Source organism: Citrobacter sp. C5_2, assembly GCF_014596845.2.
Taxonomy (GTDB): Bacteria; Pseudomonadota; Gammaproteobacteria; order Enterobacterales; family Enterobacteriaceae; genus Citrobacter; species Citrobacter werkmanii.
Genome location: NZ_CP115032.1, coordinates 4446514 through 4472565 on the forward strand (window position 1 = coordinate 4446514; position 26052 = coordinate 4472565).

Genomic DNA, 26052 nt, shown 5'->3' on the forward strand with positions numbered 1-26052 from the left:
TCTTGTGCTTGACTAAGCTGCTGCTTTCGTTGAATGAGGCATTACAACGTGAGCTATTCGGCAGTTTGATTTTTAGATTGGTCCGACGTTAGTCCGTGCGTCTTCGCATAATCCACAATCAAAATCTCAATCATTGAAGCGACAGAGCGACGCTCACGATCAGCTGCTAGGCGAAGAAGCTGTTTAATATCGGCAGACGTGCGTATAGAAAGTGTTTCGTCTTTAAGGCGAGTCATAGGCGGAACCCTCAATGCTAAGGCCTATAAATGTAATGCATTTTGCATTGCAACGCTACTACACTCAATAGGCTCAAATTGACAGAACAAACTATTCCTATAAATATAATATATTTATATTTCAGTAGATTACCTGCCAGCCTATCGCCAAACCAAAGAGTTCTGCCATAAGCTGGGGAGTTTACTAAATGATGACTAACTAAAAGTCATCAGCAGCACTGCTCATCTTCAATCCAAATGCAGACAGTGGCTACTCAACTTAATAATGTTATAAATCATTTCAAAGGGTTGTTAATTTTAGCAAAATCAAACGGACTAACCGCCTTCTCCCGATTCGCATCCAGAAAATCAGCCCACCACTGCAACATCAACCTCCGCTCCCCCAGATGTTCGGCCTTATGAATGTAAGCTGCCCGAACAGAGCTACGCTCCTGATGGCTCATCTGCCGCTCTACCGCGTCCCTCGACCACAATCCCGATTCAATCAATGAGCTACAGGCCATTGTCCTGAATCCATGCCCACATACTTCCGCTTTTGTGTCATACCCCATTACTCGTAAAGCCTTGTTAACCGTGTTCTCACTCATCGGCCTACGCGGATCGTGATCGCCTACGAAAATCAGCTCACGATTCCAGCTCATGCTTTTAATCTTTTCCAAAATGGCTATAGCCTGCCGCGACAAGGGAACAAGATGGGGAGTTCGCATCTTCGAACCACGCTGAGAATGCTTTACACCCTCCAGCGGTTCACGCTCACCTGGAATCGTCCACATGGCCGTTTCAAAATCTACTTCTGACCAGCGTGCAAAACGTAGTTCACTTGAGCGGATAAACACTAATAAAGTGAGCTCGACAGCTAATCGAGTTAAGTGTCTGCCGGAGTAATGATCGATGCGGTGAAGCAATTCAGGAATGCGATTAAGTTCCAGAGCAGCACGATGCTGTCTTTTCGCCGTAGCAACCGCACCGGCAATCTCTTGCGCTGGGTTGTAGTCGATTAAACCACTCTGCACAGCAAACCGCATAATCGCGGTAGTCCGCTGTTGCAAACGAGCCGCAACTTCGAGTCGTCCGGATGATTCCACCGCTTTGATGGGTACAAGAAGATCCCGCGTCTTCAGTTCCGCAATGTTCCGCTTACCAATGGTAGCAAAGAGATTATCCTCGAGGCTTTTCAATACACGAGCACTATGCGATGTAGACCATTTCTGATTGCTGGCATGCCAGTCTCTGGCAACCACTTCAAACGTTATCGCCTCTTGCTCCTGCTCTACCTTAACGGCTTTCTTGTTCTCACTGGGGTCGACACCATTAGCTAACAGCTTACGGGCTTCATCCCGGCGTGCACGGGCATCCGCCAACGACACTTCAGGGTATTTTCCCAGCGCCAGCATCTTCTCTTTGCCGCCAAAGCGATAACGAAGCCGCCAATATTTGGAACCGTTAGGGTGAACCAGCAAAACCATACCGTCGCCGTCAGTAAGTTTATAGGCTTTTGCTTCAGGCTTAGCCGATCGAACCTTCACATCACTCAGAGCCATGATGAGTATCCTTTCAAGGGTTCTATGTGGGTACAAGCATAATCGAACCGGGATATACCCGCTGTTGTACCCGCATCTGTAAGTTGATGTAGATTGAATCAGGTTGACTTAGGTTGAGTGAAAAAGCGAGGAAAGCCTTGCGGATACTGGATTTCAGGCACAAAAAAAGACGTCCGTTGACGTCTATTGATGTTCCGATGGTGCCGAAGGCCGGACTCGAACCGGCACGTATTTCTACGGTTGATTTTGAATCAACTGCGTCTACCGATTTCGCCACTCCGGCACGGAAGGGATGCGGAAAACGTTGTGGATTATACCTGTCATGCGCCACCATGCAAGCGTCAGCGTGCGTATGGCCCGCTAAGTGTTGAAAATTTCAGCATTACCTTTCGGAGCTGCAATCAACATCACGGTTTAGTCCCCGCAATAACCTCCTTAAGCCCCCGTTCTGCGAAGCGTCCCGTTTCCCTTTGCTCTACACTTCCAATTCAACACCACACTGAGGGAAACACGATGTCGATGATAAAAAGCTACGCCGCAAAATCGGCGGGCAGCGAACTCGAACTCTATGAATATGATGCGGGCGAGCTTAAGCCGGAAGATGTCGAGGTACAGGTCGATTACTGCGGTATCTGCCATTCCGATTTGTCGATGATCGACAACGAATGGGGATTCTCTCAGTATCCGCTGGTTGCCGGGCATGAGGTGATTGGTCGCGTGGCCGCGCTGGGCAGCGCGGCGCAGGATAAAGGTCTGAAAGTTGGTCAACGCGTCGGCGTTGGCTGGACGGCGCGCAGCTGCGGGCATTGCGACGCCTGTATCAGCGGTAATCAGATTAACTGCCTGCAAGGTTCCGTTCCCACGATTCTCAATCGCGGTGGCTTTGCCGAGAAGCTGCGGGCCGACTGGCAGTGGGTGATCCCGCTGCCGGATAGCATCGACCTGGCGGCGGCTGGCCCATTGCTGTGCGGCGGTATCACGGTGTTCAAACCGCTACTGATGCACCACATCACTGCCACCAGCCGCGTCGGGGTGATCGGCATCGGCGGCCTGGGGCATATCGCCATTAAGCTGTTACACGCGATGGGCTGCGAGGTGACCGCGTTCAGCTCCAATCCGGCGAAAGAGCAGGAGGTACTGGCGATGGGAGCGGATAAGGTGGTCAACAGCCGCGATCCGGATGCGCTAAAAGCGCTGGCGGGCCAGTTCGATCTCATCATTAACACGGTTAACGTCGACCTCGACTGGCAGCCCTATTTTGAAGCGCTGGCCTACGGCGGTAACTTCCATACCGTCGGCGCGGTGCTGAAACCGCTGCCGGTGCCGGCATTTACCTTAATTGCCGGCGATCGTAGCATCTCCGGTTCGGCGACCGGTACGCCCTTCGAGCTGCGTAAACTGATGAAGTTTGCCGGGCGCAGCAAGGTGTCGCCGACCACCGAACTGTACCCGATGTCGCAAATTAACGAAGCTATCCAGCACGTGCGCGACGGCAAAGCCCGCTACCGCGTGGTGCTGAAAGCCGACTTCTGATGCAGGGCTCAGTCCCGCAAGGGGCTGGGCCTATTGCCCGCGACGAAACGCAAGCACCGCCTGGCGGCACTGTTCCGTCACATGCTCGATGTCATGGTTCACATCGATGCGGGCAATATCGCGTTCATCTTCCTGCGGACACTCCAGCGCGTCGAACTGGCTTTTTAACAAGCCCACCGGCATAAAATGCCCTGCCCGACGCTGCATGCGTGCCAGAATGGTCTCGTAATCACCATCCAGCCATAGAAAATGCACATTCGGGCTGCCCTGCCGCAATATATCGCGGTACTGTTTTTTTAATGACGAGCAGACAATAAATCCGGTCTCATTCTTTTTATATAAACTGTATGAGGCATCATTTAATCGCGCTAACCAGGGAAGTCTGTCCTCATCGGTTAATGGAATACCCTCAGACATTTTATCAATATTTTTGGCTGGATGAAGATCGTCGCCATCAATGAATTTAGCCGATAATACAGCGGCAATTTTGCTACCAATTAAAGATTTACCGCTCCCCGAAACGCCCATCAAAATATAACTTTCCCCGGCCATCAAAAAACTCCAGATTTATATTCCATGACGCGATACTACGCCTTGCACATTGCAGAATTCACCTTTTTTCGGCGCGACCGCACAGATTTACAAGGCGCATCACGTTATGCGTAACATTGTAGTGTAACAATTTTCCAGCGTGACTTACTTCACAAATAATAATAATTAAAACCGTTTTAATGCTGTCGAGGTTACTACCTGACCAGTGAGGCATTTATGCAAGTCAAAACCCAATCCTGCGTTGTCGCGGGTAAGAAAACTGTTGCCATTACCGACCAAAATATTGAATGGGATAATAAAGGGACACTAGTAAAAATTACCCGCGGTGGTATTTGCGGGTCCGATTTACATTATTATCAGGAAGGGAAAGTCGGTAATTTCACTGTTAAAGCGCCGATGATTTTAGGCCATGAAGTTATTGGTAAAGTGGTGCACAGCGACTCCAAAGAATTACATGAAGGTCAGTCAGTGGCGATTAATCCGTCGAAGCCGTGCGGCCACTGTAAATATTGTCTGCAACATGAAGAAAACCAGTGCACGGAAATGCGCTTTTTTGGTAGCGCCATGTATTTTCCCCATGTCGACGGCGGTTTTACCCGGTTTAAAACCGTCGATACCGCGCAGTGTATTCCCTACCCCCAAGAGGCCGATGAAAAAGTCATGGCCTTTGCCGAACCGTTAGCGGTCGCGATCCACGCCGCGCATGAAGCGGGCGACCTGCAGGGCAAGCGCGTGTTTATCTCCGGCGTCGGTCCTATCGGCTGCCTGATCGTCAGCGCGGTAAAAACGCTCGGTGCGGCAGAGATTGTCTGTGCTGATATCAGCCCACGTTCGCTGTCGCTTGCCCAGCAGATGGGGGCCGACACGCTGATTAATCCGCAGCAGGACTCGCTCGAGGAGTGGAAAAAAGAGAAAGGCTACTTCGACGTTAGCTTCGAAGTCTCCGGTCATCCGTCCTCAATCACCACCTGTCTGGAAGTGACCCGCGCAAAAGGCGTGATGGTGCAGGTCGGCATGGGCGGCGCGGTGCCGGACTTCCCGATGATGATGCTGATCGGCAAAGAGATCGCGCTCAAAGGTTCGTTCCGCTTTACCACTGAGTTCAACACCGCGGTGTCGTGGCTGGCAAATAACGTTATCGATCCGCTGCCGTTACTCAGCGCCGAATATCCATTTACCGAGCTTGAACAAGCGCTGATCTTCGCCGGGGACAAAACCCAGGCGGCAAAGGTCCAGCTCGTTTTTGCAGAAACAAAATAAGGAATAACATGATGAACGATCTTTTTTCACTGGACGGCAAAAACATTCTGATCACCGGTTCGGCTCAGGGTATTGGTTATTTACTGGCGACCGGCCTGGGTAAATACGGCGCGCAGATTATCGTCAATGATATTACGCCAGAGCGCGCGGAGGCAGCCGTCGCCAAACTGCAGCAGGAAGGGATCCGCGCCGTTGCCGCGCCATTCAATGTTACGCAGAAACAGGACATTGATGCCGCCATCGAGCATATCGAAAAAGACATTGGCCAAATTGATGTGCTGGTGAATAACGCCGGTATCCAGCGCCGCCATCCGTTTACCGAGTTCCCGGAACAGGACTGGAACGATGTGATTGCCGTTAACCAGACGGCGGTGTTCCTGGTCTCGCAGGCGGTCACTCGCCGGATGGTGGAACGCCAGGCCGGGAAGGTCATCAACATCTGCTCGATGCAGAGCGAACTGGGCCGCGACACCATTACGCCGTACGCCGCCTCGAAAGGCGCGGTGAAAATGCTCACCCGCGGAATGTGTGTTGAGCTGGCGCGCCACAATATCCAGGTCAACGGTATCGCGCCGGGCTACTTCAAAACTGAAATGACCAAAGCGTTGGTCGAGGATGAAGCCTTTACCTCCTGGCTGTGCAAACGTACGCCAGCCGCGCGCTGGGGCGATCCGCAGGAGCTGATTGGCGCGGCGGTATTTCTCTCTTCCAAAGCATCCGATTTTGTTAACGGGCACCTGTTGTTCGTCGATGGCGGCATGCTGGTCGCCGTCTGATACAACACAACGCAACATAACGCAGCGCCCAGGCGCTGCATTTTGGCACCCACCCGAAATCATTCGAGTTGCAGGACAAAATGCCAAAAGCATTTTGTCCTGCAACTTGAAGTATGACGGGGATATAAGAGAAACGATTATGCCATTAATAATAATTGCGGCAGGCGTCGCGCTGCTTCTGGTCCTGATGATTGGCTTTAAAGTTAACGGCTTTATTGCGCTGGTCCTGGTGGCGGCGGTCGTCGGTTTTGCCGAAGGGATGGATGCTCAGGCCGTTCTGCACTCTATACAAAATGGGATCGGCGGTACGCTCGGCGGGCTGGCGATGATCCTCGGGTTTGGCGCGATGCTCGGCAAGCTGATCTCCGATACCGGCGCAGCCCAGCGCATCGCCACCACGCTGATTGACACGTTCGGTAAGAAACGTGTGCAGTGGGCGCTGGTGATCACCGGTCTGGTCGTCGGTCTGGCGATGTTCTTCGAAGTCGGCTTTGTTCTGCTGCTGCCGCTGGTATTTACGGTGGTGGCCTCTTCCGGTCTGCCGCTGCTGTATGTCGGCGTGCCGATGGTGGCGGCGCTGTCCGTAACCCACTGTTTCCTGCCGCCGCATCCGGGCCCCACCGCGATTGCCACCATTTTCGAGGCCAATCTCGGCACCACCCTGCTGTACGGCTTTATTATTACCATCCCGACGGTAATTGTCGCCGGGCCGCTGTTTTCTAAACTGCTGACCCGCTTTGAGAAAGCGCCGCCGGAAGGGTTATTCAACCCGCATCTGTTCACCGAAGAAGAGATGCCGTCGTTCTGGAACAGTATCTTTGCGGCGGTTATCCCGGTCATACTGATGGCGGTGGCGGCGGTATGTGAAATTACGCTGCCGAAGTCTAACAGCGTGCGGGTATTCTTTGAGTTTATCGGCAACCCTGCGGTCGCCTTGTTTATCGCCATCGTGCTGGCCATTTTTACCCTTGGTCGACGTAACGGACGGACGATCGAGCAAATTATGGATATCATTGGCGACTCTATCGGCGCAATCGCGATGATTGTGTTCATCATTGCCGGCGGCGGTGCGTTTAAGCAGGTACTGGTCGACAGCGGCGTGGGGCAGTATATCTCGCACCTGATGACCGGCACGTCGCTCTCTCCGCTGCTGATGTGCTGGACGGTCGCCGCATTGCTGCGTATCGCGCTCGGTTCTGCGACCGTGGCGGCGATCACCACCGCAGGCGTGGTGCTGCCGATTATTAACGTTACTCACGCCGACCCGGCGCTGATGGTGCTGGCTACCGGCGCGGGCAGCGTGATTGCCTCCCACGTTAACGATCCGGGATTCTGGCTGTTTAAAGGCTATTTTAATCTCAGCGTTGGGGAAACATTGCGTACCTGGACGGTGATGGAGACGCTGATTTCCATTATGGGTCTGCTGGGCGTACTGGCGCTGAACGCCATCCTGCATTAAGACGGTCATCACCGGGGAGCACAGGTCAGCGCTCCCCGGCACGGGAGAGAAAATGAGGAACCACAGAATTTCTTTGCAAGATATCGCCACACTGGCGGGCGTGACCAAAATGACGGTGAGCCGCTACATTCGCTCGCCGAAAAAGGTCGCAAAGGAAACCGGTGAACGCATTGCGCAGATTATGGAGGAGATTAATTACATCCCCAACCGCGCGCCCGCGATGCTGCTGAATGCGCAAAGCTATACGCTCGGCGTGCTGATCCCCTCGTTTCAAAACCAGCTGTTCGCTGACATTCTGGCCGGTATTGAGTCGGTCACCTCGGACCATAACTATCAGACGCTGATCGCCAACTACAATTATGACCGGGAATCCGAGGAAGAGTCGGTGATCAACCTGCTGTCGTACAATATCGACGGCATTATTCTGTCCGAGAAATATCACACTCTGCGCACGGTTAAATTTCTGCGTTCAGCCAATATTCCGGTGGTCGAGCTGATGGATATTCAGGGTGACCGTCTGGACATGGAGGTGGGCTTTGATAACCGTCAGGCGGCGTTTGATATGGTCAGCACCATGCTGGATAAACGCCCGCGCCGCAAAATCCTCTATCTGGGTTCGAAAGACGACGTCCGCGATGAACAGCGCTATCGCGGTTATTGCGATGCCATGACGCGGCGGGGTCTGTCGCCGCTGCGTGTTAATCCGCGTTCTATTTCGTCCATTCATCTCGGCACCCAGATGATGCGGGACGCGCTCGCCGCGCATCCGGATTTAGACGGCGTCTTTTGCACCAACGACGATATTGCGATGGGCGCGCTGCTGCTGTGCCGCGAACGCGAGCTGGCCGTTCCGGAACAGATCTCGATTGCTGGTTTTCACGGACTGGAAATGGGGCGGCAGATGATCCCAAGCCTCGCCAGCGTGATCACCCCGCGTTTCGACATTGGCCGTATGGCGGCGCAAATGTTGCTGAGCAAAATCAAGAACAACGACCATAACCACAACACCGTGGATTTGGGGTATCAGATTTATCACGGCCATACGCTTTAAGATTTTTTATCTCCCTTGCTCATACTTTCTTTCATTCATATTGCCTATACTCCAGGCAGGATAAATGGAGGAAATCTCAATGAGCGCACCCCTGCTAATAGCCCGCACGCCGGACACCGAACTGTTTTTACTCCCAGGCATGGCCAACCGTCACGGGCTGATTACCGGCGCGACCGGGACCGGTAAAACCGTCACGCTACAGAAACTGGCCGAATCGCTGTCTGAGATTGGCGTGCCGGTATTTATGGCCGACGTAAAAGGTGACTTAACCGGCGTAGCGCAGGAAGGACAAGCCTCTGAAAAGCTGCTCGCCCGCCTGAAAAACATCGGCATTACCGACTGGCAACCGCATGCGAATCCGGTCACGGTGTGGGATATCTTCGGCGAAAAAGGCCACCCGGTGCGGGCCACGGTCTCTGACCTCGGGCCGCTGCTGCTGGCGCGTCTGCTGAATCTCAACGATGTGCAGTCCGGCGTGCTGGATATTATCTTCCGTATTGCCGATGACCAGGGTCTGTTGCTGCTCGATTTCAAAGATCTGCGGGCCATTACGCAGTACATCGGCGATAACGCTAAATCGTTCCAGAACCAGTACGGCAACATCAGCAGCGCCTCGGTGGGCGCTATCCAGCGCGGACTGCTGTCGCTGGAACAACAGGGAGCGGCGCACTTCTTTGGCGAGCCGATGCTGGATATCAAAGACTGGATGCGCACTGACGCCAGCGGTAAAGGGGTAATCAACATCCTCAGCGCCGAGAAGCTGTACCAGATGCCCAAACTGTACGCCACCAGCCTGCTGTGGATGCTCTCCGAACTGTATGAACAACTGCCGGAAGCCGGCGATCTGGAGAAGCCAAAACTGGTGTTCTTCTTCGACGAAGCCCATTTGTTGTTCAACGACGCCCCGCAGGTATTGCTGGATAAAATTGAACAGGTAATCCGCCTGATCCGCTCGAAAGGGGTCGGCGTGTGGTTCGTTTCACAAAACCCGTCCGATATTCCGGACAACGTACTCGGGCAGTTGGGAAACCGCGTGCAACATGCCCTGCGCGCCTTCACGCCAAAAGATCAGAAAGCGGTGAAAACCGCGGCGCAAACTATGCGCGCCAATCCGGCATTTGATACCGAAAAAGCCATTCAGGAGTTGGGTACCGGCGAAGCGCTAATTTCCTTCCTCGATGCCAAAGGTAGCCCCTCAGTGGTGGAACGGGCGATGGTAATTGCGCCGTGCTCGCGCATGGGACCGGTAACCGACGACGAGCGCAACGGGCTGATTAATCACTCCTCATTGTATGGAAAATATGAGGAAGAGGTCGACCGTGAGTCCGCCTATGAGCGTTTACAGCAAGGCGTACAGGCCAGCACCGAGCAGCAAAATACGCCTCCCGCCAACGGTAAAGCGATCGACGTGGATGGCGGTATTCTCGGGGGGTTGAAAGATATTCTGTTTGGCAGCACCGGACCACGCGGCGGTAAGCGCGATGGCGTAGTACAGAGCGTGGCGAAAAGCGCGGCGCGACAGGTCACTAATCAGATAATTCGCGGCATGTTGGGAAGTTTGATGGGCGGCAGAAAACGCTAGCAGTGAAACGCCCCTCCCGCACTACGGGAGGGGCGGATATTACGACTTACGCAGCATCAACCACAGGCTTATCAGGAAGAAGCTGGCGCTAGGCAGCAACGCGCCGATAATCGGCGGAATGCCGTACACCAGCGTTAATGGGCCAAAGATTTGGTCCAGCACATAGAACACAAAACCGAAGCTAATCCCTGTCACCACGCGCACGCCCATCGGGACGCTACGCAGCGGGCCAAAGATAAACGACAGCGCCATCAGCATCATGACCGCCACTGACAACGGCTGGAAGACTTTGCTCCACATATTGAGCTGGTAACGTCCGGCGTCCTGGCCGCTCGACTTCAGATACTTCACGTAGTTATGCAGACCGCTAATCGAGAGCGCATCAGGATCCAGCGCGACGACGCCGAGCTTGTCCGGCGTAAGGTTGGTTTTCCAGGTCCCGCTCACCATCTGCGAACCAGTGATTTGCTTTGGATCGGTCAGGTTAGATTCATCCACCTGCGACAGACGCCACACCTTCTGCTCCGGGTCAAACGTCGCGCTCGCGGCATAGCGAACGGACTGCAAACGACGTTTATCATTAAAGGAGTAAATACTAATTCCGCCTAACTCGGCGTCGCCTTTCACCCGCTCGATGTAGACAAAGCTGTCACCATCTTTCGCCCACAATCCCTGCTGCGTAGAGAGCAGCGAGCCACCGTACATCTGCTGGGCACGATAGTTACGCGCCATCTGTTCGCCCTGCGGCGCCACCCATTCACCGATGGCCATCGTCAACAGCACCAGCGGAATCGCGGTTTTCATTACCGACAGCGCCACCTGCATACGGGTAAATCCGGAAGCCTGCATCACCACCAGTTCACTGCGCTGAGCCAACATGCCCAGCCCCAACAACGCGCCGAGCAGCGCCGCCATCGGGAAGAAAATCTGGATATCTTTTGGTGCGCTGAGCAGGGTATACAGCCCGGCGCCCATCGCATCGTAGCTCCCCTGCCCGGCTTTTTTCAGCTGGTCGACGAACTTGATGATCCCGGAGAGCGACACCAGCATGAACAACGTCATCATGATGGTGGTGAAAATGGTTTTACCGATATAGCGGTCAAGTACACCAAAGGGCTGCATTATACCGCTCCTTTACGCATAAAACGGGCACGCAAGCGGCGCATAGGCACCGTATCCCAGAGGTTAAGTACAATCGCCAGCGCCAGATACGCCAGGTTAACCGTCCACATCCAGAACACCGGATCCAGCTTACCTTTGCCGCCGTTCGACTTCAGGGATGTCTGGACCAGGAAGAACAGCAAATAGAGCAGCATGGCGGGCAGCATCGACAGTACGCGCCCCTGACGCGGGTTCACCACGCTCAGCGGTACGACCATCAGCGCCATCATAAATACGGTGAATACTAACGTGATACGCCAGGTCAGCTCCGCGCGAGCACGATCGTTGTCGGTCGTCCACAGCGTACGCATATCCATCTGGTCGGTATCGTTTGGATCCAGCGCCACAGCCTGATGGCCAATAATCGCCTGATAATCCTGGAAGTCAGTGATGCGGAAATCACGCAGCAGCGCAGTCCCTTCAAAGCGCGTGCCCTGGTTCAGCGTCACGACCTGGGAGCCATCGCGCATCTGGGTAAGATGTCCGGAATCAGCCACCACCACCGAAGGACGGGCATTACCTTTCGGGCGGATTTGCGCGAGGAATACATCTTTGAAGTTGCTGCCGTCAACGCTTTCGATAAACAGCACCGAACCGCCGTTAGTCGCCTGCTGGAATTGCCCCTGAGCAAGCGCAGCCATGCCGGGGTTAGCTTTCGCTTCCGCCAGCACTTCGTCCTGATGCCTGGAGGACCATGGTCCGGCCCACATCACGTTAACCGCCGCAATAATACTGGTAAACAACGCCAGCACCATCGCCGCTTTCACGAGCACAGCCTTGCTCAGCCCACAGGCGTGCATGACCGTAATTTCACTTTCGGTATACAGTTTGCCCAGCGTCATCAGCAGCCCGAGGAACAGGCTTAAGGGCAAGATAAGTTGCGCCATTTCTGGCACGCCCAGCCCCAGCAGCGAGAGCACCAGGTTCGCCGGGATATCACCGTCAACCGCCGCACCCAGGATCCTGACTAACTTTTGACAAAAGAAGATCAAAAGCAGGATGAAAAGGATCGCAAGTTGGCTTTTGAGCGTTTCCCGAACCAGATATCTTATGATTATCACTTTAAATACGCCCGTAAAAACCCGTCTTTTGCCGGAATTTAGCTTGTTTCATGGCTTAAACGTCATTTATTCTCTTGAGTCGTCGAAATCGTCGCTAAGATCATTATACTCAACGGATCCACCTCTCAGAAATTGTTCTGACGTGCCAATGCCGTAATAACGTTAAGATTAACACGAAGTCACCGCAACAGCGGGAATGAGTTACGAAAGCTTGCAATTCTATCCGTAGCCACCGCCGTTGTCTTTAAGATTCAGGAGCGTAGTGCATGGAGTTCAGTGTAAAAAGCGGTAGCCCGGAGAAACAGCGGAGTGCCTGCATCGTTGTGGGCGTCTTTGAACCACGCCGCCTCTCTCCGATTGCAGAGCAGCTCGACAAGATCAGCGACGGGTACATCAGCGCACTGCTGCGTCGTGGCGAACTGGAAGGCAAACCGGGTCAAACCCTGTTGCTGCACCATGTTCCTAATGTCCTGTCTGAGCGAATTCTCCTCATCGGTTGTGGTAAAGAGCGTGAGCTTGATGAACGTCAGTATAAGCAGGTCATTCAGAAAACTATAAATACCCTGAATGATACAGGCTCAATGGAAGCCGTCTGTTTCCTGACTGAGCTGCACGTCAAAGGCCGCAATAACTACTGGAAAGTACGTCAGGCCGTTGAGACGGCCCAGGAAACGCTGTACAGCTTTGATCAGTTGAAGACTAACAAAAGCGAACCACGTCGTCCGCTGCGTAAAATGGTCTTCAACGTACCGACCCGCCGCGAACTGACCAGCGGTGAACGTGCCATTCAGCACGGCCTGGCGATTGCCGCCGGGATCAAAGCGGCAAAAGATCTCGGCAATATGCCGCCGAATATCTGTAACGCCGCCTACCTGGCTTCTCAGGCGCGTCAGTTGGCTGACAGCTATAGCAAAAATGTTGTCACTCGCGTCATCGGTGAGCAGCAGATGAAAGAGCTGGGCATGCACTCCTATCTTGCGGTCGGCAATGGTTCGCAAAATGAATCGCTGATGTCGGTGATTGAGTATAAAGGTGTCGAATCCGAAGACGTACGCCCGATCGTGTTGGTGGGTAAAGGGTTAACCTTTGACTCCGGCGGTATCTCCATCAAACCTGCCGAAGGTATGGATGAGATGAAATACGACATGTGCGGCGCGGCAGCGGTTTACGGCGTGATGCGCATGGTGGCGGAGCTACAGTTGCCAATCAACGTCGTCGGCGTACTGGCGGGCTGCGAAAACATGCCGGGCGGCCGCGCGTATCGCCCAGGCGATGTGCTGACGACCATGTCTGGTCAAACCGTTGAAGTACTAAACACCGATGCTGAAGGCCGTCTGGTACTGTGCGACGTGTTAACCTACGTCGAGCGTTTTGAACCGGAAGCGGTCATTGATGTGGCAACGCTGACCGGCGCGTGCGTGATTGCATTGGGCCATCACATCACCGGCCTGATGTCGAACCACAATCCGCTGGCGCACGAGCTGATCGGTGCTTCCGAGCAGGCGGGCGACCGCGCGTGGCGCCTGCCGTTGGGTGATGAATTCCAGGAACAACTGGAGTCCAACTTTGCGGATATGGCCAACATCGGCGGCCGTCCTGGCGGCGCTATCACCGCGGGCTGCTTCCTGTCGCGCTTTACCCGTAAATATAACTGGGCGCACCTGGACATCGCGGGTACCGCATGGCGTTCCGGTAAAGCCAAAGGCGCCACCGGTCGTCCGGTAGCGCTGCTGTCGCAGTTCCTGCTCAATCGCGCCGGATTTAACGGCGACGAGTAATGTGTAAATGCCGGATGGCGCTACGCTTATCCGGCCTACAAAGCAGTAAGCTGTAGGTCTGATAAGACGCGCGAGCGTCGCCATCAGGCGAAAAGGCCGGGTCACCCGGCCTTGTATTTAAATCCACCACAAGAAGCCCCATATATGAAGAATGCGACGTTCTATCTTCTGGATAATGACACTACCGTTGATGGCTTAAGCGCCGTCGAGCAACTGGTGTGTGAAATTGCCGCAGAACGTTGGCGTGCTGGCAAGCGTGTGCTGATCGCCTGCGAAAACGAAAAGCAGGCCTTTCGCCTTGATGAAGCCCTGTGGGCAAGACCGGCAGAAAGCTTCGTGCCGCATAATCTGGCGGGTGAAGGTCCCAGAGGCGGCTCGCCGGTAGAGATTGCCTGGCCGGAAAAACGCAACAGCAGCCCGCGCGACCTGCTGATCAGTTTGCGCGTTGGCTTTGCAGATTTTGCCACCGCTTTCACAGAAGTGATAGACTTCGTCCCTTACGAAGATTCTTTGAAACAATCGGCACGCGATCGCTACAAAGCATACCGCGTGGCTGGTTTTAACCTGAATACGGCAACCTGGAAATAATGGAAAAGACATATAACCCACAAGATATCGAACAGCCGCTTTACGAGCACTGGGAAAAGCAGGGCTATTTCAAACCTAACGGCGATGAAAGCAAAGAGTCCTTCTGCATCATGATCCCGCCGCCGAACGTCACCGGCAGTTTGCATATGGGTCATGCTTTCCAGCAAACCATCATGGACACCATGATCCGCTACCAGCGCATGCAGGGCAAAAACACCCTGTGGCAGGCCGGTACCGACCACGCGGGTATCGCGACCCAGATGGTGGTTGAGCGTAAGATTGCCGCTGAAGAAGGTAAAACTCGTCACGACTACGGTCGCGAAGCGTTTATCGACAAAATCTGGCAGTGGAAAGCGGAATCTGGCGGCACCATTACCCGTCAGATGCGCCGTCTCGGCAACTCCGTTGACTGGGAGCGCGAGCGCTTCACCATGGACGAAGGTCTTTCCAATGCCGTGAAAGAAGTCTTTGTTCGCCTGTACAAAGAAGACCTGATTTACCGTGGCAAACGCCTGGTGAACTGGGACCCGAAACTGCGCACCGCCATTTCTGACCTGGAAGTGGAAAACCGCGAGTCCAAAGGCTCGATGTGGCACATCCGCTATCCGCTGGCCGACGGCGTGAAGACCGCAGACGGTAAAGATTACCTGGTCGTCGCTACCACCCGTCCGGAAACTATTCTCGGGGATACCGGCGTGGCCGTTAACCCGGAAGATCCGCGCTACAAAGATCTGATCGGTAAATTCGTTGTCCTGCCGCTGGTTGACCGCCGTATTCCGATCGTGGGCGACGAACACGCCGACATGGAAAAAGGCACCGGCTGCGTGAAGATCACCCCGGCGCACGACTTTAATGACTACGAAGTCGGGAAACGTCACGGCCTGCCGATGATCAACATTCTGACCTTTGACGGCGACATCCGTGAAACCGCGGAAGTGTACGACACCAAAGGCGAAGAGTCCGACGTTTACTCCAACGCGATTCCGGCTGAATTCCAGAAGCTGGAACGCTTTGCTGCCCGTAAGGCGATCGTCGCAGCCGTTGACGCGCTGGGCCTGCTGGAAGAAATTAAACCGCACGACCTGACCGTTCCTTACGGCGACCGTGGCGGCGTGGTTATCGAACCGATGCTGACCGACCAGTGGTACGTCCGTGCCGACGTGCTGGCGAAACCAGCGGTTGAAGCCGTTGAAAACGGCAGCATTCAGTTCGTGCCGAAGCAGTACGAAAACATGTACTTCTCCTGGATGCGTGATATTCAGGACTGGTGTATCTCTCGTCAACTGTGGTGGGGTCACCGTATCCCGGCATGGTACGACAACGACGGCAACGTTTATGTAGGCCGTACCGAAGACGAAGTCCGCCAGGAAAACAACCTCGGCGCCGACGTTGCGCTTCGTCAGGACGAAGACGTTCTCGATACCTGGTTCTCCTCCGCGCTGTGGACTTTCTCCACCCTCGGCTGGCCGGAAAACACCGACGCGCTGCGTCAGTTCCACCCAACCAGCGTGATGGTTTCCGGCTTCGACATCATCTTCTTCTGGATTGCCCGCATGATCATGATGACCATGCACTTCATCAAAGATGAAAACGGCAAGCCGCAGGTGCCGTTCCATACCGTCTACATGACCGGTCTGATCCGTGACGACGAAGGCCAGAAGATGTCCAAATCCAAGGGTAACGTCATTGACCCGCTGGATATGGTCGACGGCATCTCCCTGCCGGAACTGCTGGAAAAACGTACCGGCAACATGATGCAGCCGCAACTGGCTGAGAAGATTGCCAAACGCACCGAGAAGCAGTTCCCGAACGGCATTGAGCCGCACGGCACCGACGCCCTGCGCTTTACCCTGGCGGCGCTGGCCTCGACCGGCCGCGACATCAACTGGGATATGAAGCGCCTGGAAGGTTACCGTAACTTCTGTAACAAGCTGTGGAACGCCAGCCGCTTTGTGCTGATGAACACTGAAGGTCAGGATTGCGGCTTCAACGGCGGCGAAATGACCCTGTCGCTGGCAGACCGCTGGATCCTGGCTGAATTCAACCAGACCGTTAAAGCGTACCGCGAAGCGCTGGATAACTTCCGCTTCGACATCGCCGCGGGCATTCTGTACGAGTTCACCTGGAACCAGTTCTGCGACTGGTATCTGGAGCTGACCAAACCGGTGATGACCGGAGGTTCCGAGTCTGAACTGCGCGGCACCCGCAATACGCTGGTCACCGTGCTGGAAGGTCTGCTGCGCCTGGCGCATCCGATCATCCCGTTCATCACCGAAACCATCTGGCAGCGCGTGAAGGTCATTTGCGGTATTACCGCTGACACCATCATGCTGCAGCCGTTCCCGGAATATAACGCCGCGCAGGTTGATGAAGCCGCGTTGGCCGATACCGAATGGCTGAAGCAGGCGATCGTCGCCGTACGTAATATCCGTGCGGAAATGAACATCGCGCCGGGCAAACCGCTGGAGCTGCTGCTGCGTGGTTGCAGCGCTGACGCGATGCGTCGTGTGAACGACAACCGTAGCTTCCTGCTGAACCTGGCGCGTCTGGAAAGCATCACCGTGCTGCCTGCCGATGACAAAGGTCCGGTTTCCGTGACCAAAATCATCGACGGCGCCGAACTGCTGATCCCGATGGCTGGCCTCATCAACAAAGAAGATGAGCTGGCGCGTCTGGCGAAAGAAGTGGCGAAAATCGAAGGTGAGATTGCCCGTATCGAAGGCAAACTTTCCAACGAAGGTTTCGTCGCTCGTGCGCCGGAAGCGGTGATCGCCAAAGAGCGTGAGAAGCTGGACGGTTACGCGGAAGCCAAAGCGAAGCTGATTGAGCAGCAGGCGGTTATCGCCGCGCTGTAATCATCGTGCCCGTATATTTGCCGGATGGCGCTGCGCTTATCCGGCCAACGGGCAGCGTCAACGTAGGTCGGATAAGCGTAGCGCATCCGACACCACTGACGAATAAAAAGCCTCTGAGCGTGTGCATCAGAGGCTTTTTATTGAATTATCATCGCTTGCACTTCCCCTCCCCGCAGTGTTATTAACTGCATATGTTCCACGTTTCTGTCATGAGTTCGCTATGAGTGTTACTACCCCTGTCTTTGCGACGCTGCGTCGTCTTACCGCCGACGATAACGCCGCCATCGCCCGCGTTATCCGCCAGGTTTCCGCCGAATACGGGCTTACCGCTGATAAAGGCTATACCGTGGCCGACCCAAATCTGGATGAACTGTTCCAGGTTTACAGCCAGCCGGGCGCAGCCTATTGGGTCGTGGAGCAGAATGGTCAGGTGGTGGGCGGCGGCGGCGTCGCGCCGTTAGGCTGTAGCGAGCCGGACATTTGCGAGCTGCAGAAGATGTATTTCCTGTCGAGCGTACGCGGCCAGGGGCTGGCGAAAAAGCTGGCGCTGATGGCGCTGGATCACGCCCGTGAGCAGGGTTTTAAGCAGTGCTATCTGGAAACGACCGCGTTTCTGACTGAAGCTATTCGCCTGTATGAACATTTAGGCTTTGAGCACATCAGCGAAGCGCTGGGCTGTACCGGGCACGTGGATTGTGAAGTGCGGATGTTAAAGCCCCTCTGACCTTACGCCGAGGGGCCATATTGACCTTACTGCATCTCAGCCGAAAGCATCAGACGAATCACGCCGGCCGAACGCGCGGTCGGCAGCTTCAACACCTGTGACCAGAGATCCTGCACTATCTCACAGGCAATCTTCTCTTTGCCGACAGCTTTAGTCGGATCGGCCATGATTTGAATATCCGGTCCATAGCGCTGTACCAGGCCAGGGCTGATGCTTTGCAGGTCCTGAAGCGCCAGTTGCTTTTCCTCTGCCGTAACCGTATGTTTTTTCGGTCCGTGAGAGGCGTACATCATGCTCATGTCACTCGCCATACGACGATCCATGATCTCACGCGGAACAAGACGTGCCGGGTTAATCCCTCCTTTTACCGCCGGAAACAGGAAGCGGAAGCATTCGTCATCACCTATTTTGGCCACGGCGGCGATCTGCTCAAGATTAATTTTCATATATTCAATGACATTGGCATCAGGAGCTTGCTGCAATCGTGCCATTTGCAACTGAAGAATCTGCGGCTGTATCGCGTCGATAACCTGCTGTTCACTGCTCCCTGCTTTTTTCATCTGCGCTGCCTGGCTGATTATTTTTTGCGTCAGCGCAGGCTCCTGTTCCTTAATCACCTGAAACGCCGGATTAGAGAGCATCGCCTTTTCAAACTGCTGCTCTTCGGTCAGACCATAATCCGGGTTTTCACGTGGGATCAGGTAGTGCACATCAAACAGATTCCACGCAATAATCGCCACCACAAAGACCACCGCGCCAGAGATCTTGCCCAGCCACCCTTTTTTACGGAACATGCCAACGACGATGGCAATCACCACCCCGATATAGCCTGCTAACAATACGTGAGCCCAGTTCATTAACCATCCTTATGCAAAACAATCTCAAGTAAGGAGATATATTTCCCCCTTCGTGTATTTTGATTATTACGGCAGCGGCGGGCGATTTCCAGCCACCAGATTTTGCTAGCGGAAAGGGAGAAGAGGTAAAACGCGCGATGATTGAACAGCGCGCGTCACAGAAGGAATCAAGCCGGTATGCCGCTGTGAAAGCGGAACTCGTCGTCAGGAGAGGTAATCAGCGCGGCTTCGACTTCGCCAAAAAACTGCACCCGGTCGCTGATATCGTCAGCAGAAACCTGCTGCGCCAGCGCCAGATAATCCTGATAGTGCCGAGCCTCGGATCGCAGCAGCGACAGGTAAAACGCCTGCAAATCCGCCTCCAGATACGGCGCCAGCGCGGCAAACCGTTCACAGGAACGGGCTTCGATATACGCCCCGCAAATCAGCTTGTCGATCAGCGTCAGCGGCTCGTGGGTGCGAACCTCTTTGAGCATACCTTTGGCGTAACGACTGGCGGTAATTTTGATGTAAGGGATATTGCGGATCGTCATCGCCTCGCGTACCTGCGAGAAGTGATGCAGCTCTTCTTTGATCAGCAACACCATGCTGTCGATAAGCTTTCGTCCCCACGGGTCGTCGGTTTGCGGCATAACGCTTTTGCTTATCTGTTTATTCAGCGCGATAAAATCCGGCTCATCCCCTTCCCTGAAAGCAAAGGCTTCATAGGGTTTTAGCCAGTCCAGCAGCGCCTGCGATCCCTGTTTATCCGCGGCATACTTACGCACCAGCAGCATTGCCGTTTGCGCCGCTTTCAGTTCGCAGACGAGGTGATCGGTCAGTAACAGCGGCAGATTCGCCGGGTCTCGCGCTTTATCAAGCCAGGCCTGAGGCGTTTTACATTGCAGGAAGTTGTGGATCGGGGAGAGTATTTGCGGGTAATCCATACGTTGTCCTTGGCCTGCGGCAGCCTGGGCTACCGCAGGTCAGCAGATGACTTAGTGACGCACGCCGTCATCATCTTCGTCGACGAAGTCTTCATCGTCGCCATCTTCACCTTCTTCGCCGTTCGGGTCCTCAAAATAGGTGCCCCAACCGTCGTATTCCACTTCAAATTTTTCAGCCAGGTTCATCAGTTGCTCAACCTGAGCGTCAATCAGCTCGGCATTCAGGGCGCATTCGCTGAGGATGTCACAGCAAATAACCGTGTCGCCTTCTTCGACTTCAAGCTCTTCCGGCTCGGTCACTTCATAACCCAGCTTGAAGGCTTCTACTGCCGCTTTTTCCAGGGTTTCAAAGTCGTCCGCGGAAAGGTGATGCTCGATAGTGTACAGCGCGTCTGGATCGCTGCCATCTTCGAGTAACTCTTCAATAATCAAGCGTGTTTCTTCACGCTGCTCTTCCAGTAGTTCCGGGTTTGCCATGGCTCGTTCCTCATAATGTCCTGCCGATACTCTTATTGTCACATACCGCTGTCATTGCCTCCACCTTTCCAGGAAAGATTTGTTAAACAAGGTTGCAAATGAATAAACATCCATATAAATTGAATTTTAATTCAACAAATGGCTTAAGCCATGTGAGGAAACCATGTCTACGTTTTATCAGAAGCACTTTTTGAAACTGCTTGATTTCACCTCTGCTGAACTCACGTCACTGCTCAAGCTCGCCGCGCAGCTCAAGGCAGATAAGAAAAACGGCACCGAGGTCGCTCAACTCACCGGTAAAAATATCGCGCTCATCTTCGAAAAAGACTCGACTCGTACTCGTTGCTCTTTCGAAGTTGCCGCATACGATCAGGGCGCTCGCGTAACGTATCTCGGACCAAGCGGCAGCCAGATTGGGCATAAAGAGTCGATTAAAGATACCGCCCGCGTACTCGGCCGCATGTACGACGGTATTCAGTATCGGGGTCACGGTCAGGAAGTGGTGGAAACGCTGGCGGAATATGCCGGGGTGCCGGTGTGGAATGGATTAACTAACGAGTTTCATCCCACCCAGTTACTGGCGGATTTGTTAACTATGCAGGAACACCTGCCGGGTAAAGCATTTAATGAGATGACGTTAGTCTACACCGGCGATGCCCGTAACAATATGGGCAATTCAATGCTGGAAGCCGCCGCGTTAACCGGGTTAGATCTGCGTCTGGTTGCGCCGCAGGCCTGCTGGCCGGATGAGAGTCTGGTGGCAGAATGCAAAGCGCTGGCACAGAAAAACGGTGGCAATATTACGCTGACGGAAGATGTCGCCACGGGCGTAAAAGGTGCGGACTTCATCTACACCGACGTATGGGTGTCAATGGGCGAAGCGAAAGAGAAGTGGGCCGAGCGTATTGCGCTGCTGCGCAAATATCAGGTAAACAGCGCGATGATGGCGCTCACCGGCAATCCGCAGGTGAAATTTCTGCACTGCCTGCCCGCGTTCCATGACGATCAAACCACGCTTGGCAAACAAATGGCGCAACAGTACGGTTTGCACGGCGGGATGGAAGTGACCGACGACGTCTTTGAGTCACCCGCCAGCATCGTATTTGATCAGGCGGAAAACCGGATGCACACCATTAAAGCAGTAATGGTGGCGACGCTTTCCAAATAATAGCGTTGCGTGATTGATTTGCCGGATGGCGATGCTCAGCATCTTATCCGGCCTACAACCGCGCTACCGTAGGCCGGGCAAGGCGAAGCCGCCCCCCGGCAAATACGCTTATTCCACCCGCAATTTCACCACCGCTTTGCGTACCAGCGCCGGAGCGCCGACTGCGCACAGCGGTTTATGCACTTCCCCCGGATAGAACACCACAAAGTCACCTTCGTTCAGCACCACCGTTTTCTCCTGTGCCCCTTCCGGCAGGAAGGCAATGTCTTTATCCGCCAGCCAGTCAGTTTCCGGCGCGCCCGCAGGCTGCGTACTGAAGGTCATGCCTTCCTGCCCTTTGAGCAGGATCTGAATATCCAGATAGCGGGCATGATACTCGGCACGGCGCTGTGCAAACGGCTCCGTCATATCTTCGGCAATCAGATAAAACAGGCGATCGCCATCGATATCATGCTTACCCTTTTCCGTCGCATCCGTAACATGCGTTTTAATGTGCTCAATCGCCTGACGCAGCTCTTCCGGCAGCCAGGCACCCAGGTTGTGAATATTGCCGACAATCATCTCAAACCCCTTAATTAAAACATCGTTTCATTTTTGTTGTTATACGAAAAAACGGCCTGCCATACCACTCCTAATTACCGATATTTTGCGGCAACGCATGTTTATCGCTGATAATGTTAGATAGTTGTTAACCTAACGCATCAGGTTATGCATAAACACTGCATAACTCTTACCCCCTCATTTTTCTCTTTGCTTATAACTTACTGGTTTTGAACGTGTTATGATAAAACCCAGCCGTCGATCACAATTCACACCTCCCCCACTCGCTTTGCTCACCCCCATATTTATTTGGCAATAAACTGTCCCGTACAAATAATAGAATCACAGAACCGCATAAACATTCATCTCATAATAAAAAACACATAAAAATCAATTGATTATTAAGTGTATATATTTTAAAAAATGTACATAAAATTAACATAGATAAATAACAAGACATATTCATGCGTAGCAATTCAGTTATTGTATTTATTATTTTTTAAAATCTCAGAGCCATCTCATATATTAGGAAAGCAAATTCAAATATCGAACCGACTGTGAAACAAATCACGTTTCCGTATCAAATAAGATCTAAATATAGATTCTGAAATCAGCTGAAAAATCATGACTGCAATAAATTGCATTTGCAGCCATCTCCTCTTTATTTTTTAAAATCGTATTAAAGGAATAATGATGGAAAAGCATTATGTCGGTTCTGAAATCGGTCAATTACGTAGCGTGATGCTGCATCGCCCTAATCTCAGCTTAAAAAGGCTGACGCCATCCAACTGTCAGGAGCTGCTTTTTGATGATGTGCTTTCGGTAGAACGTGCAGGGGAAGAGCACGACATTTTCGCCAACACGCTGCGCCAGGAGGGAATTGAGGTTCTGTTACTCACTGATTTATTAACACAAACCCTGGATATTCCCGACGCTAAAAGCTGGCTGCTGGATACGCAAATTTCTGATTATCGCCTTGGACCCACTTTCGCCGCCGATGTCCGCGCCTGGCTTGCGGACATGCAGCACCGGGAACTGGCACGGCATTTAAGCGGCGGGCTGACCTATGGCGAAATCCCTGCCTCTATAAAAAATATGGTGGTGGATACTCATGATATTAATGATTTTATTATGAAGCCACTGCCCAACCATTTATTTACCCGCGACACCTCCTGCTGGATATATAACGGTGTTTCGATTAATCCGATGGCTAAAACCGCCCGGCAACGAGAAACTAATAATCTGCGGGCGATTTACCGTTGGCACCCGCAATTTGCCGATGGTGAATTTATTAAATATTTCGGTGATGAAAATATTAATTACGACCACGCCACATTAGAAGGTGGAGATGTGCTGGTCATTGGTCGCGGTGCGGTACTTATTGGCATGTCTGAGCGCACCACGCCACAAGGAATCGAGTTCCTTGCCCAATCACTCTTCAAGCATCGCCAGGCAGAGCGCGTCATCGCGGTCGAACTGCCTAAGCATCGTTCCTGTATGCATCTCGACACGGTGATGACCCACATCGATATCGATACCTTCTCTGTCTACCCGGAAGTGGTGCGCCCGGACGTGCAGTGCTGGACTCTGACGCCAGACGGGCGCGGCGGCCTGAAACGGACGCAGGAAAGTACGCTGGTTCATGCGCTGGAAAAAGCGCTGGGGCTCGATCAAATTCGCCTGATTACCACCGGCGGTGACGCCTTCGAAGCCGAACGTGAACAGTGGAATGACGCCAACAACGTCCTGACGCTACGTCCCGGCGTGGTTGTGGGTTACGAGCGCAATATCTGGACCAACGAGAAATACGACAAAGCCGGCATCACCGTTTTACCCATTCCTGGCGACGAACTTGGACGCGGACGCGGCGGCGCGCGCTGCATGAGCTGCCCACTGGAACGCGACGGTATTTAAGGAGACGTCATGGAAAATAAACCGACCCTGGTTGTGGCTCTGGGCGGCAACGCGCTGCTCAAACGCGGCGAGCCGCTGGAAGCAGACATCCAACGTAAGAATATTGAGCTGGCGGCAAAAACCATCGCCCGGCTTACGCAACAGTGGCGTGTGATTCTGGTACACGGCAATGGCCCACAGGTTGGACTGCTGGCGTTACAAAACAGCGCTTACGCCAGCGTCACCCCCTATCCGCTCGACATTCTCGGCGCGGAAAGTCAGGGAATGATTGGCTATATGTTGCAACAGGCGCTGAAAAACCAGCTTCCACAGCGAGAAATTAGCGTCCTGCTGACGCAGGTTGAAGTCGATGCCCACGATCCAGCCTTCAGCAATCCCACCAAATATATCGGCCCCATTTACGACCAAACCCAGGCCAGTGCATTACAGGTGGAAAAAGGCTGGGTTTTCAAAGCCGATGGTAAAGCGTTCCGTCGCGTTGTGCCCTCTCCGCAGCCCAAACGTATTGTTGAAAGTGACGCGATCCAGGCGTTGATCGCCCGCGATCATCTGGTCATCTGCAATGGCGGCGGCGGTGTGCCGGTCGTGGAAAAAGCCGATGGCTACCACGGCATTGAAGCCGTGATCGACAAAGATCTCTCCGCCGCCCTACTCGCCAGCCAGCTTCATGCTGATGCGTTGCTCATCCTGACCGATGCCGACGCGGTGTACCTCGACTGGGGCAAACCCACCCAGCGCCCTCTGGCTCAGGTCACCCCCGAAATACTCGGCGAGATGCAGTTCGACGCCGGTTCTATGGGGCCGAAAGTTACCGCCTGCGCGAATTTTGTCTCTCAATGCCAGGGGATAGCAGGCATCGGCTCCTTGGCCGACGGTCCGGCCATTCTCTCGGGAGAGAAAGGCACATTGATTCGGCCCGAAACCATTGCTTACGACGCATGACCCATTTTGCCGGATGGGCGACTGCGCCTTATCCGGCCTACATAAGGACATTCTGATGACTGTTAACTTAAAAAATCGCAATTTTCTTAAATTGCTCGACTATACCCCGGCAGAGATCCAGTACCTGATCGATCTGGCTATCGAATTAAAATCGGCGAAAAAGGCCGGACGCGAAAGACAGACGCTGGTCGGTAAAAATATCGCGCTCATCTTCGAAAAAACCTCAACCCGCACCCGTTGCGCCTTTGAAGTTGGCGCTTTTGATCAGGGCGCGCAGGTGACCTATCTCGGCCCAAGCGGCTCACAGATTGGTCACAAAGAATCGATGAAAGATACCGCCCGCGTGTTAGGCCGTATGTACGACGGTATCGAATATCGCGGATATGGCCAGGAGATCGTCGAAGAACTGGGGCAGTTCGCCGGTGTTCCGGTATGGAACGGACTGACCAACGAATTTCACCCTACGCAGATCCTTGCGGATCTGATGACCATGCTGGAACACGCGCCGGGCAAAACCTTACCTGAACTGAGCTTCGCCTACCTCGGTGATGCCCGCAATAACATGGGTAATTCGCTGATGGTTGGCGCGGCGAAAATGGGGATGGACATCCGCCTCGTCGCCCCTAAATCCTTCTGGCCGGATGAGATGCTGGTTGCCGAATGCCGTGAAATCGCCAGCGTGACAGGCGCGCGCATTACGCTCACAGAGGATGTTGAGGAAGGCGTTTACGACGTGGATTTCCTCTATACCGATGTCTGGGTCTCCATGGGCGAACCCAAAGAGGCATGGGCAGAACGCGTAAGCCTGATGACGCCTTACCAGATTAACCAGCGAGTCATCAACGCAACCGGCAACCCCAATGTGAAATTTATGCACTGTCTGCCCGCCTTCCATAACGAACACACCAAAGTTGGGCGTGAAATCGAAGCGGCTTACGGCCTGAAAGGGCTTGAGGTCACGGAAGAGGTGTTCGAGTCAGCACACTCCATCGTCTTCGACGAAGCAGAAAACCGGATGCATACCATCAAAGCGGTCATGGTAGCGACACTCGGCGACTAACCCCTGCGGGC

Annotated in this window: 23 protein-coding genes and 1 tRNA gene; 14 read left to right on the top strand and 10 right to left on the bottom strand. The window is 53.7% G+C overall.

Features of this window, described 5'->3' with window-relative positions; all coding sequences use genetic code 11:
* Positions 1-511: 511 nt before the first annotated feature.
* The gene (locus tag ICA20_RS21630) at positions 512-1777 is read right to left on the bottom strand and encodes an integrase arm-type DNA-binding domain-containing protein (protein WP_149282221.1); all 1266 of its coding nucleotides are present in this window, start codon (positions 1775-1777) and stop codon (positions 512-514) included.
* 198 nt (positions 1778-1975) lie between these two features.
* Positions 1976-2060 (bottom strand) — tRNA-Leu (locus ICA20_RS21635).
* 230 nt (positions 2061-2290) lie between these two features.
* On the opposite strand from ICA20_RS21635, the gene ICA20_RS21640 reads away from it, so the two are divergent.
* Positions 2291-3310 (top strand): NAD(P)-dependent alcohol dehydrogenase, encoded by a 1020-nt coding sequence (locus ICA20_RS21640; RefSeq protein WP_038636806.1) that lies wholly within the window; start codon positions 2291-2293, stop codon positions 3308-3310.
* Positions 3311-3340: 30 nt separating this feature from the next.
* Here ICA20_RS21640 and idnK read toward each other — a convergent pair whose 3' ends face one another.
* Positions 3341-3862 (bottom strand): gluconokinase, encoded by a 522-nt coding sequence (gene idnK / locus ICA20_RS21645; protein ID WP_038636803.1) that lies wholly within the window; start codon positions 3860-3862, stop codon positions 3341-3343.
* Positions 3863-4078: 216 nt separating this feature from the next.
* Between idnK and idnD the strand changes: the two genes are divergently transcribed.
* The 5 genes from idnD (at position 4079) to ICA20_RS21670 (ending at position 9990) form a co-directional block, all read left to right on the top strand.
* Positions 4079-5122 (top strand): L-idonate 5-dehydrogenase, encoded by a 1044-nt coding sequence (gene idnD / locus ICA20_RS21650; protein WP_038636800.1) that lies wholly within the window; start codon positions 4079-4081, stop codon positions 5120-5122.
* A gap of 11 nt (positions 5123-5133) precedes the next feature.
* A complete protein-coding gene (gene idnO, locus ICA20_RS21655) occupies positions 5134-5898 on the top strand; it encodes a gluconate 5-dehydrogenase (RefSeq protein WP_038636797.1) in 765 nt (254 codons plus the stop codon).
* Between the two features lie 139 nt (positions 5899-6037).
* Entirely contained in the window at positions 6038-7357 is a 1320-nt protein-coding gene (gene idnT, locus ICA20_RS21660) for a gnt-II system L-idonate transporter (protein ID WP_038636794.1), read from the top strand.
* Between the two features lie 52 nt (positions 7358-7409).
* Entirely contained in the window at positions 7410-8408 is a 999-nt protein-coding gene (locus ICA20_RS21665) for a LacI family DNA-binding transcriptional regulator (protein ID WP_038636791.1), read from the top strand.
* Positions 8409-8487: 79 nt separating this feature from the next.
* Entirely contained in the window at positions 8488-9990 is a 1503-nt protein-coding gene (locus tag ICA20_RS21670) for a helicase HerA-like C-terminal domain-containing protein (RefSeq protein WP_038642982.1), read from the top strand.
* Positions 9991-10029: 39 nt separating this feature from the next.
* On the opposite strand, the gene lptG is transcribed toward ICA20_RS21670, so the two are convergent.
* The 3 genes from lptG to ICA20_RS21685 all read right to left on the bottom strand — a co-directional run bounded on the left by lptG (position 10030) and on the right by ICA20_RS21685 (position 12325).
* A complete protein-coding gene (gene lptG, locus ICA20_RS21675) occupies positions 10030-11112 on the bottom strand; it encodes an LPS export ABC transporter permease LptG (protein ID WP_038636788.1) in 1083 nt (360 codons plus the stop codon).
* A complete protein-coding gene (gene lptF / locus ICA20_RS21680) occupies positions 11112-12212 on the bottom strand; it encodes an LPS export ABC transporter permease LptF (protein WP_038636786.1) in 1101 nt (366 codons plus the stop codon). The genes lptG and lptF overlap by 1 nt, the downstream gene beginning before the upstream one ends.
* Before the next feature lie 62 nt (positions 12213-12274).
* Positions 12275-12325 (bottom strand): hypothetical protein, encoded by a 51-nt coding sequence (locus ICA20_RS21685; protein WP_212723231.1) that lies wholly within the window; start codon positions 12323-12325, stop codon positions 12275-12277.
* A 153-nt stretch (positions 12326-12478) separates the two neighbouring features.
* Here ICA20_RS21685 and pepA point away from each other — a divergent pair, with 153 nt between their 5' ends.
* From pepA to ICA20_RS21705, 4 genes are all read left to right on the top strand, one after another.
* Positions 12479-13990, top strand: coding sequence for a leucyl aminopeptidase (gene pepA, locus ICA20_RS21690; protein ID WP_038636783.1), 1512 nt, complete (start codon positions 12479-12481; stop codon positions 13988-13990).
* Positions 13991-14134: 144 nt separating this feature from the next.
* Entirely contained in the window at positions 14135-14578 is a 444-nt protein-coding gene (gene holC, locus ICA20_RS21695) for a DNA polymerase III subunit chi (RefSeq protein WP_038636780.1), read from the top strand.
* Complete coding sequence (locus tag ICA20_RS21700; RefSeq protein WP_038636776.1) at positions 14578-17433, top strand: valine--tRNA ligase; 2856 nt, start codon at positions 14578-14580, stop codon at positions 17431-17433. The genes holC and ICA20_RS21700 overlap by 1 nt, the downstream gene beginning before the upstream one ends.
* 220 nt (positions 17434-17653) lie before the next feature.
* Positions 17654-18157: a GNAT family N-acetyltransferase gene (locus tag ICA20_RS21705; protein ID WP_038636772.1), complete on the top strand. Its 504-nt coding sequence runs from the start codon at positions 17654-17656 to the stop codon at positions 18155-18157.
* Positions 18158-18183: 26 nt separating this feature from the next.
* Here ICA20_RS21705 and ICA20_RS21710 read toward each other — a convergent pair whose 3' ends face one another.
* From ICA20_RS21710 to rraB, 3 genes are all read right to left on the bottom strand, one after another.
* Positions 18184-19014, bottom strand: a complete 831-nt coding sequence (locus tag ICA20_RS21710; RefSeq protein ID WP_038636769.1) for a hypothetical protein — start codon at positions 19012-19014, stop codon at positions 18184-18186.
* Between the two features lie 167 nt (positions 19015-19181).
* A complete protein-coding gene (miaE, locus tag ICA20_RS21715) occupies positions 19182-19940 on the bottom strand; it encodes a tRNA isopentenyl-2-thiomethyl-A-37 hydroxylase MiaE (RefSeq protein ID WP_038636766.1) in 759 nt (252 codons plus the stop codon).
* A 51-nt stretch (positions 19941-19991) separates the two neighbouring features.
* Positions 19992-20417, bottom strand: a complete 426-nt coding sequence (rraB, locus tag ICA20_RS21720) for a ribonuclease E inhibitor RraB (protein WP_005134179.1) — start codon at positions 20415-20417, stop codon at positions 19992-19994.
* Positions 20418-20580: 163 nt separating this feature from the next.
* Between rraB and argF (ICA20_RS21725) the strand changes: the two genes are divergently transcribed.
* Positions 20581-21585: an ornithine carbamoyltransferase gene (argF, locus tag ICA20_RS21725; RefSeq protein WP_038636762.1), complete on the top strand. Its 1005-nt coding sequence runs from the start codon at positions 20581-20583 to the stop codon at positions 21583-21585.
* Positions 21586-21693: 108 nt separating this feature from the next.
* Here the strand turns inward: argF (ICA20_RS21725) and ICA20_RS21730 are convergent, their stop codons facing one another.
* A complete protein-coding gene (locus tag ICA20_RS21730) occupies positions 21694-22146 on the bottom strand; it encodes a YhcH/YjgK/YiaL family protein (protein ID WP_038636759.1) in 453 nt (150 codons plus the stop codon).
* A 672-nt stretch (positions 22147-22818) separates the two neighbouring features.
* Between ICA20_RS21730 and arcA the strand changes: the two genes are divergently transcribed.
* Genes arcA through argF (ICA20_RS21745) form a run of 3 tightly spaced genes read left to right on the top strand, consistent with a single transcriptional unit; the run spans position 22819 to position 26041 of the window.
* Entirely contained in the window at positions 22819-24039 is a 1221-nt protein-coding gene (gene arcA, locus ICA20_RS21735) for an arginine deiminase (protein ID WP_038636756.1), read from the top strand.
* A gap of 9 nt (positions 24040-24048) precedes the next feature.
* Positions 24049-24981, top strand: a complete 933-nt coding sequence (gene arcC, locus ICA20_RS21740; RefSeq protein WP_038636753.1) for a carbamate kinase — start codon at positions 24049-24051, stop codon at positions 24979-24981.
* A 55-nt stretch (positions 24982-25036) separates the two neighbouring features.
* Positions 25037-26041 (top strand): ornithine carbamoyltransferase, encoded by a 1005-nt coding sequence (gene argF / locus ICA20_RS21745; protein WP_038636750.1) that lies wholly within the window; start codon positions 25037-25039, stop codon positions 26039-26041.
* The last annotated feature ends 11 nt before the right edge of the window (positions 26042-26052 follow it).

Excerpts from the sequence above, each read along its gene's own strand:
- holC (WP_038636780.1), top strand. The coding sequence starts at position 14,135 with ATGAAGAATGCGACGTTCTATCTTCTGGATAATGACACTACCGTTGAT.
- idnO (WP_038636797.1), top strand. The coding sequence starts at position 5,134 with ATGAACGATCTTTTTTCACTGGACGGCAAAAACATTCTGATCACCGGT.
- arcC (WP_038636753.1), top strand. The coding sequence starts at position 24,049 with ATGGAAAATAAACCGACCCTGGTTGTGGCTCTGGGCGGCAACGCGCTG.
- argF (WP_038636750.1), top strand. The coding sequence starts at position 25,037 with ATGACTGTTAACTTAAAAAATCGCAATTTTCTTAAATTGCTCGACTAT.
- argF (WP_038636762.1), top strand. The coding sequence starts at position 20,581 with ATGTCTACGTTTTATCAGAAGCACTTTTTGAAACTGCTTGATTTCACC.
- idnT (WP_038636794.1), top strand. The coding sequence starts at position 6,038 with ATGCCATTAATAATAATTGCGGCAGGCGTCGCGCTGCTTCTGGTCCTG.
- ICA20_RS21730 (WP_038636759.1), bottom strand. The coding sequence starts at position 22,146 with ATGATTGTCGGCAATATTCACAACCTGGGTGCCTGGCTGCCGGAAGAG.
- ICA20_RS21710 (WP_038636769.1), bottom strand. The coding sequence starts at position 19,014 with ATGAACTGGGCTCACGTATTGTTAGCAGGCTATATCGGGGTGGTGATT.
- ICA20_RS21630 (WP_149282221.1), bottom strand. The coding sequence starts at position 1,777 with ATGGCTCTGAGTGATGTGAAGGTTCGATCGGCTAAGCCTGAAGCAAAA.
- ICA20_RS21665 (WP_038636791.1), top strand. The coding sequence starts at position 7,410 with ATGAGGAACCACAGAATTTCTTTGCAAGATATCGCCACACTGGCGGGC.
- ICA20_RS21640 (WP_038636806.1), top strand. The coding sequence starts at position 2,291 with ATGTCGATGATAAAAAGCTACGCCGCAAAATCGGCGGGCAGCGAACTC.
- pepA (WP_038636783.1), top strand. The coding sequence starts at position 12,479 with ATGGAGTTCAGTGTAAAAAGCGGTAGCCCGGAGAAACAGCGGAGTGCC.
- rraB (WP_005134179.1), bottom strand. The coding sequence starts at position 20,417 with ATGGCAAACCCGGAACTACTGGAAGAGCAGCGTGAAGAAACACGCTTG.
- miaE (WP_038636766.1), bottom strand. The coding sequence starts at position 19,940 with ATGGATTACCCGCAAATACTCTCCCCGATCCACAACTTCCTGCAATGT.
- idnD (WP_038636800.1), top strand. The coding sequence starts at position 4,079 with ATGCAAGTCAAAACCCAATCCTGCGTTGTCGCGGGTAAGAAAACTGTT.
- ICA20_RS21670 (WP_038642982.1), top strand. The coding sequence starts at position 8,488 with ATGAGCGCACCCCTGCTAATAGCCCGCACGCCGGACACCGAACTGTTT.
- idnK (WP_038636803.1), bottom strand. The coding sequence starts at position 3,862 with ATGGCCGGGGAAAGTTATATTTTGATGGGCGTTTCGGGGAGCGGTAAA.
- ICA20_RS21700 (WP_038636776.1), top strand. The coding sequence starts at position 14,578 with ATGGAAAAGACATATAACCCACAAGATATCGAACAGCCGCTTTACGAG.
- lptG (WP_038636788.1), bottom strand. The coding sequence starts at position 11,112 with ATGCAGCCCTTTGGTGTACTTGACCGCTATATCGGTAAAACCATTTTC.
- ICA20_RS21705 (WP_038636772.1), top strand. The coding sequence starts at position 17,654 with ATGAGTGTTACTACCCCTGTCTTTGCGACGCTGCGTCGTCTTACCGCC.
- arcA (WP_038636756.1), top strand. The coding sequence starts at position 22,819 with ATGGAAAAGCATTATGTCGGTTCTGAAATCGGTCAATTACGTAGCGTG.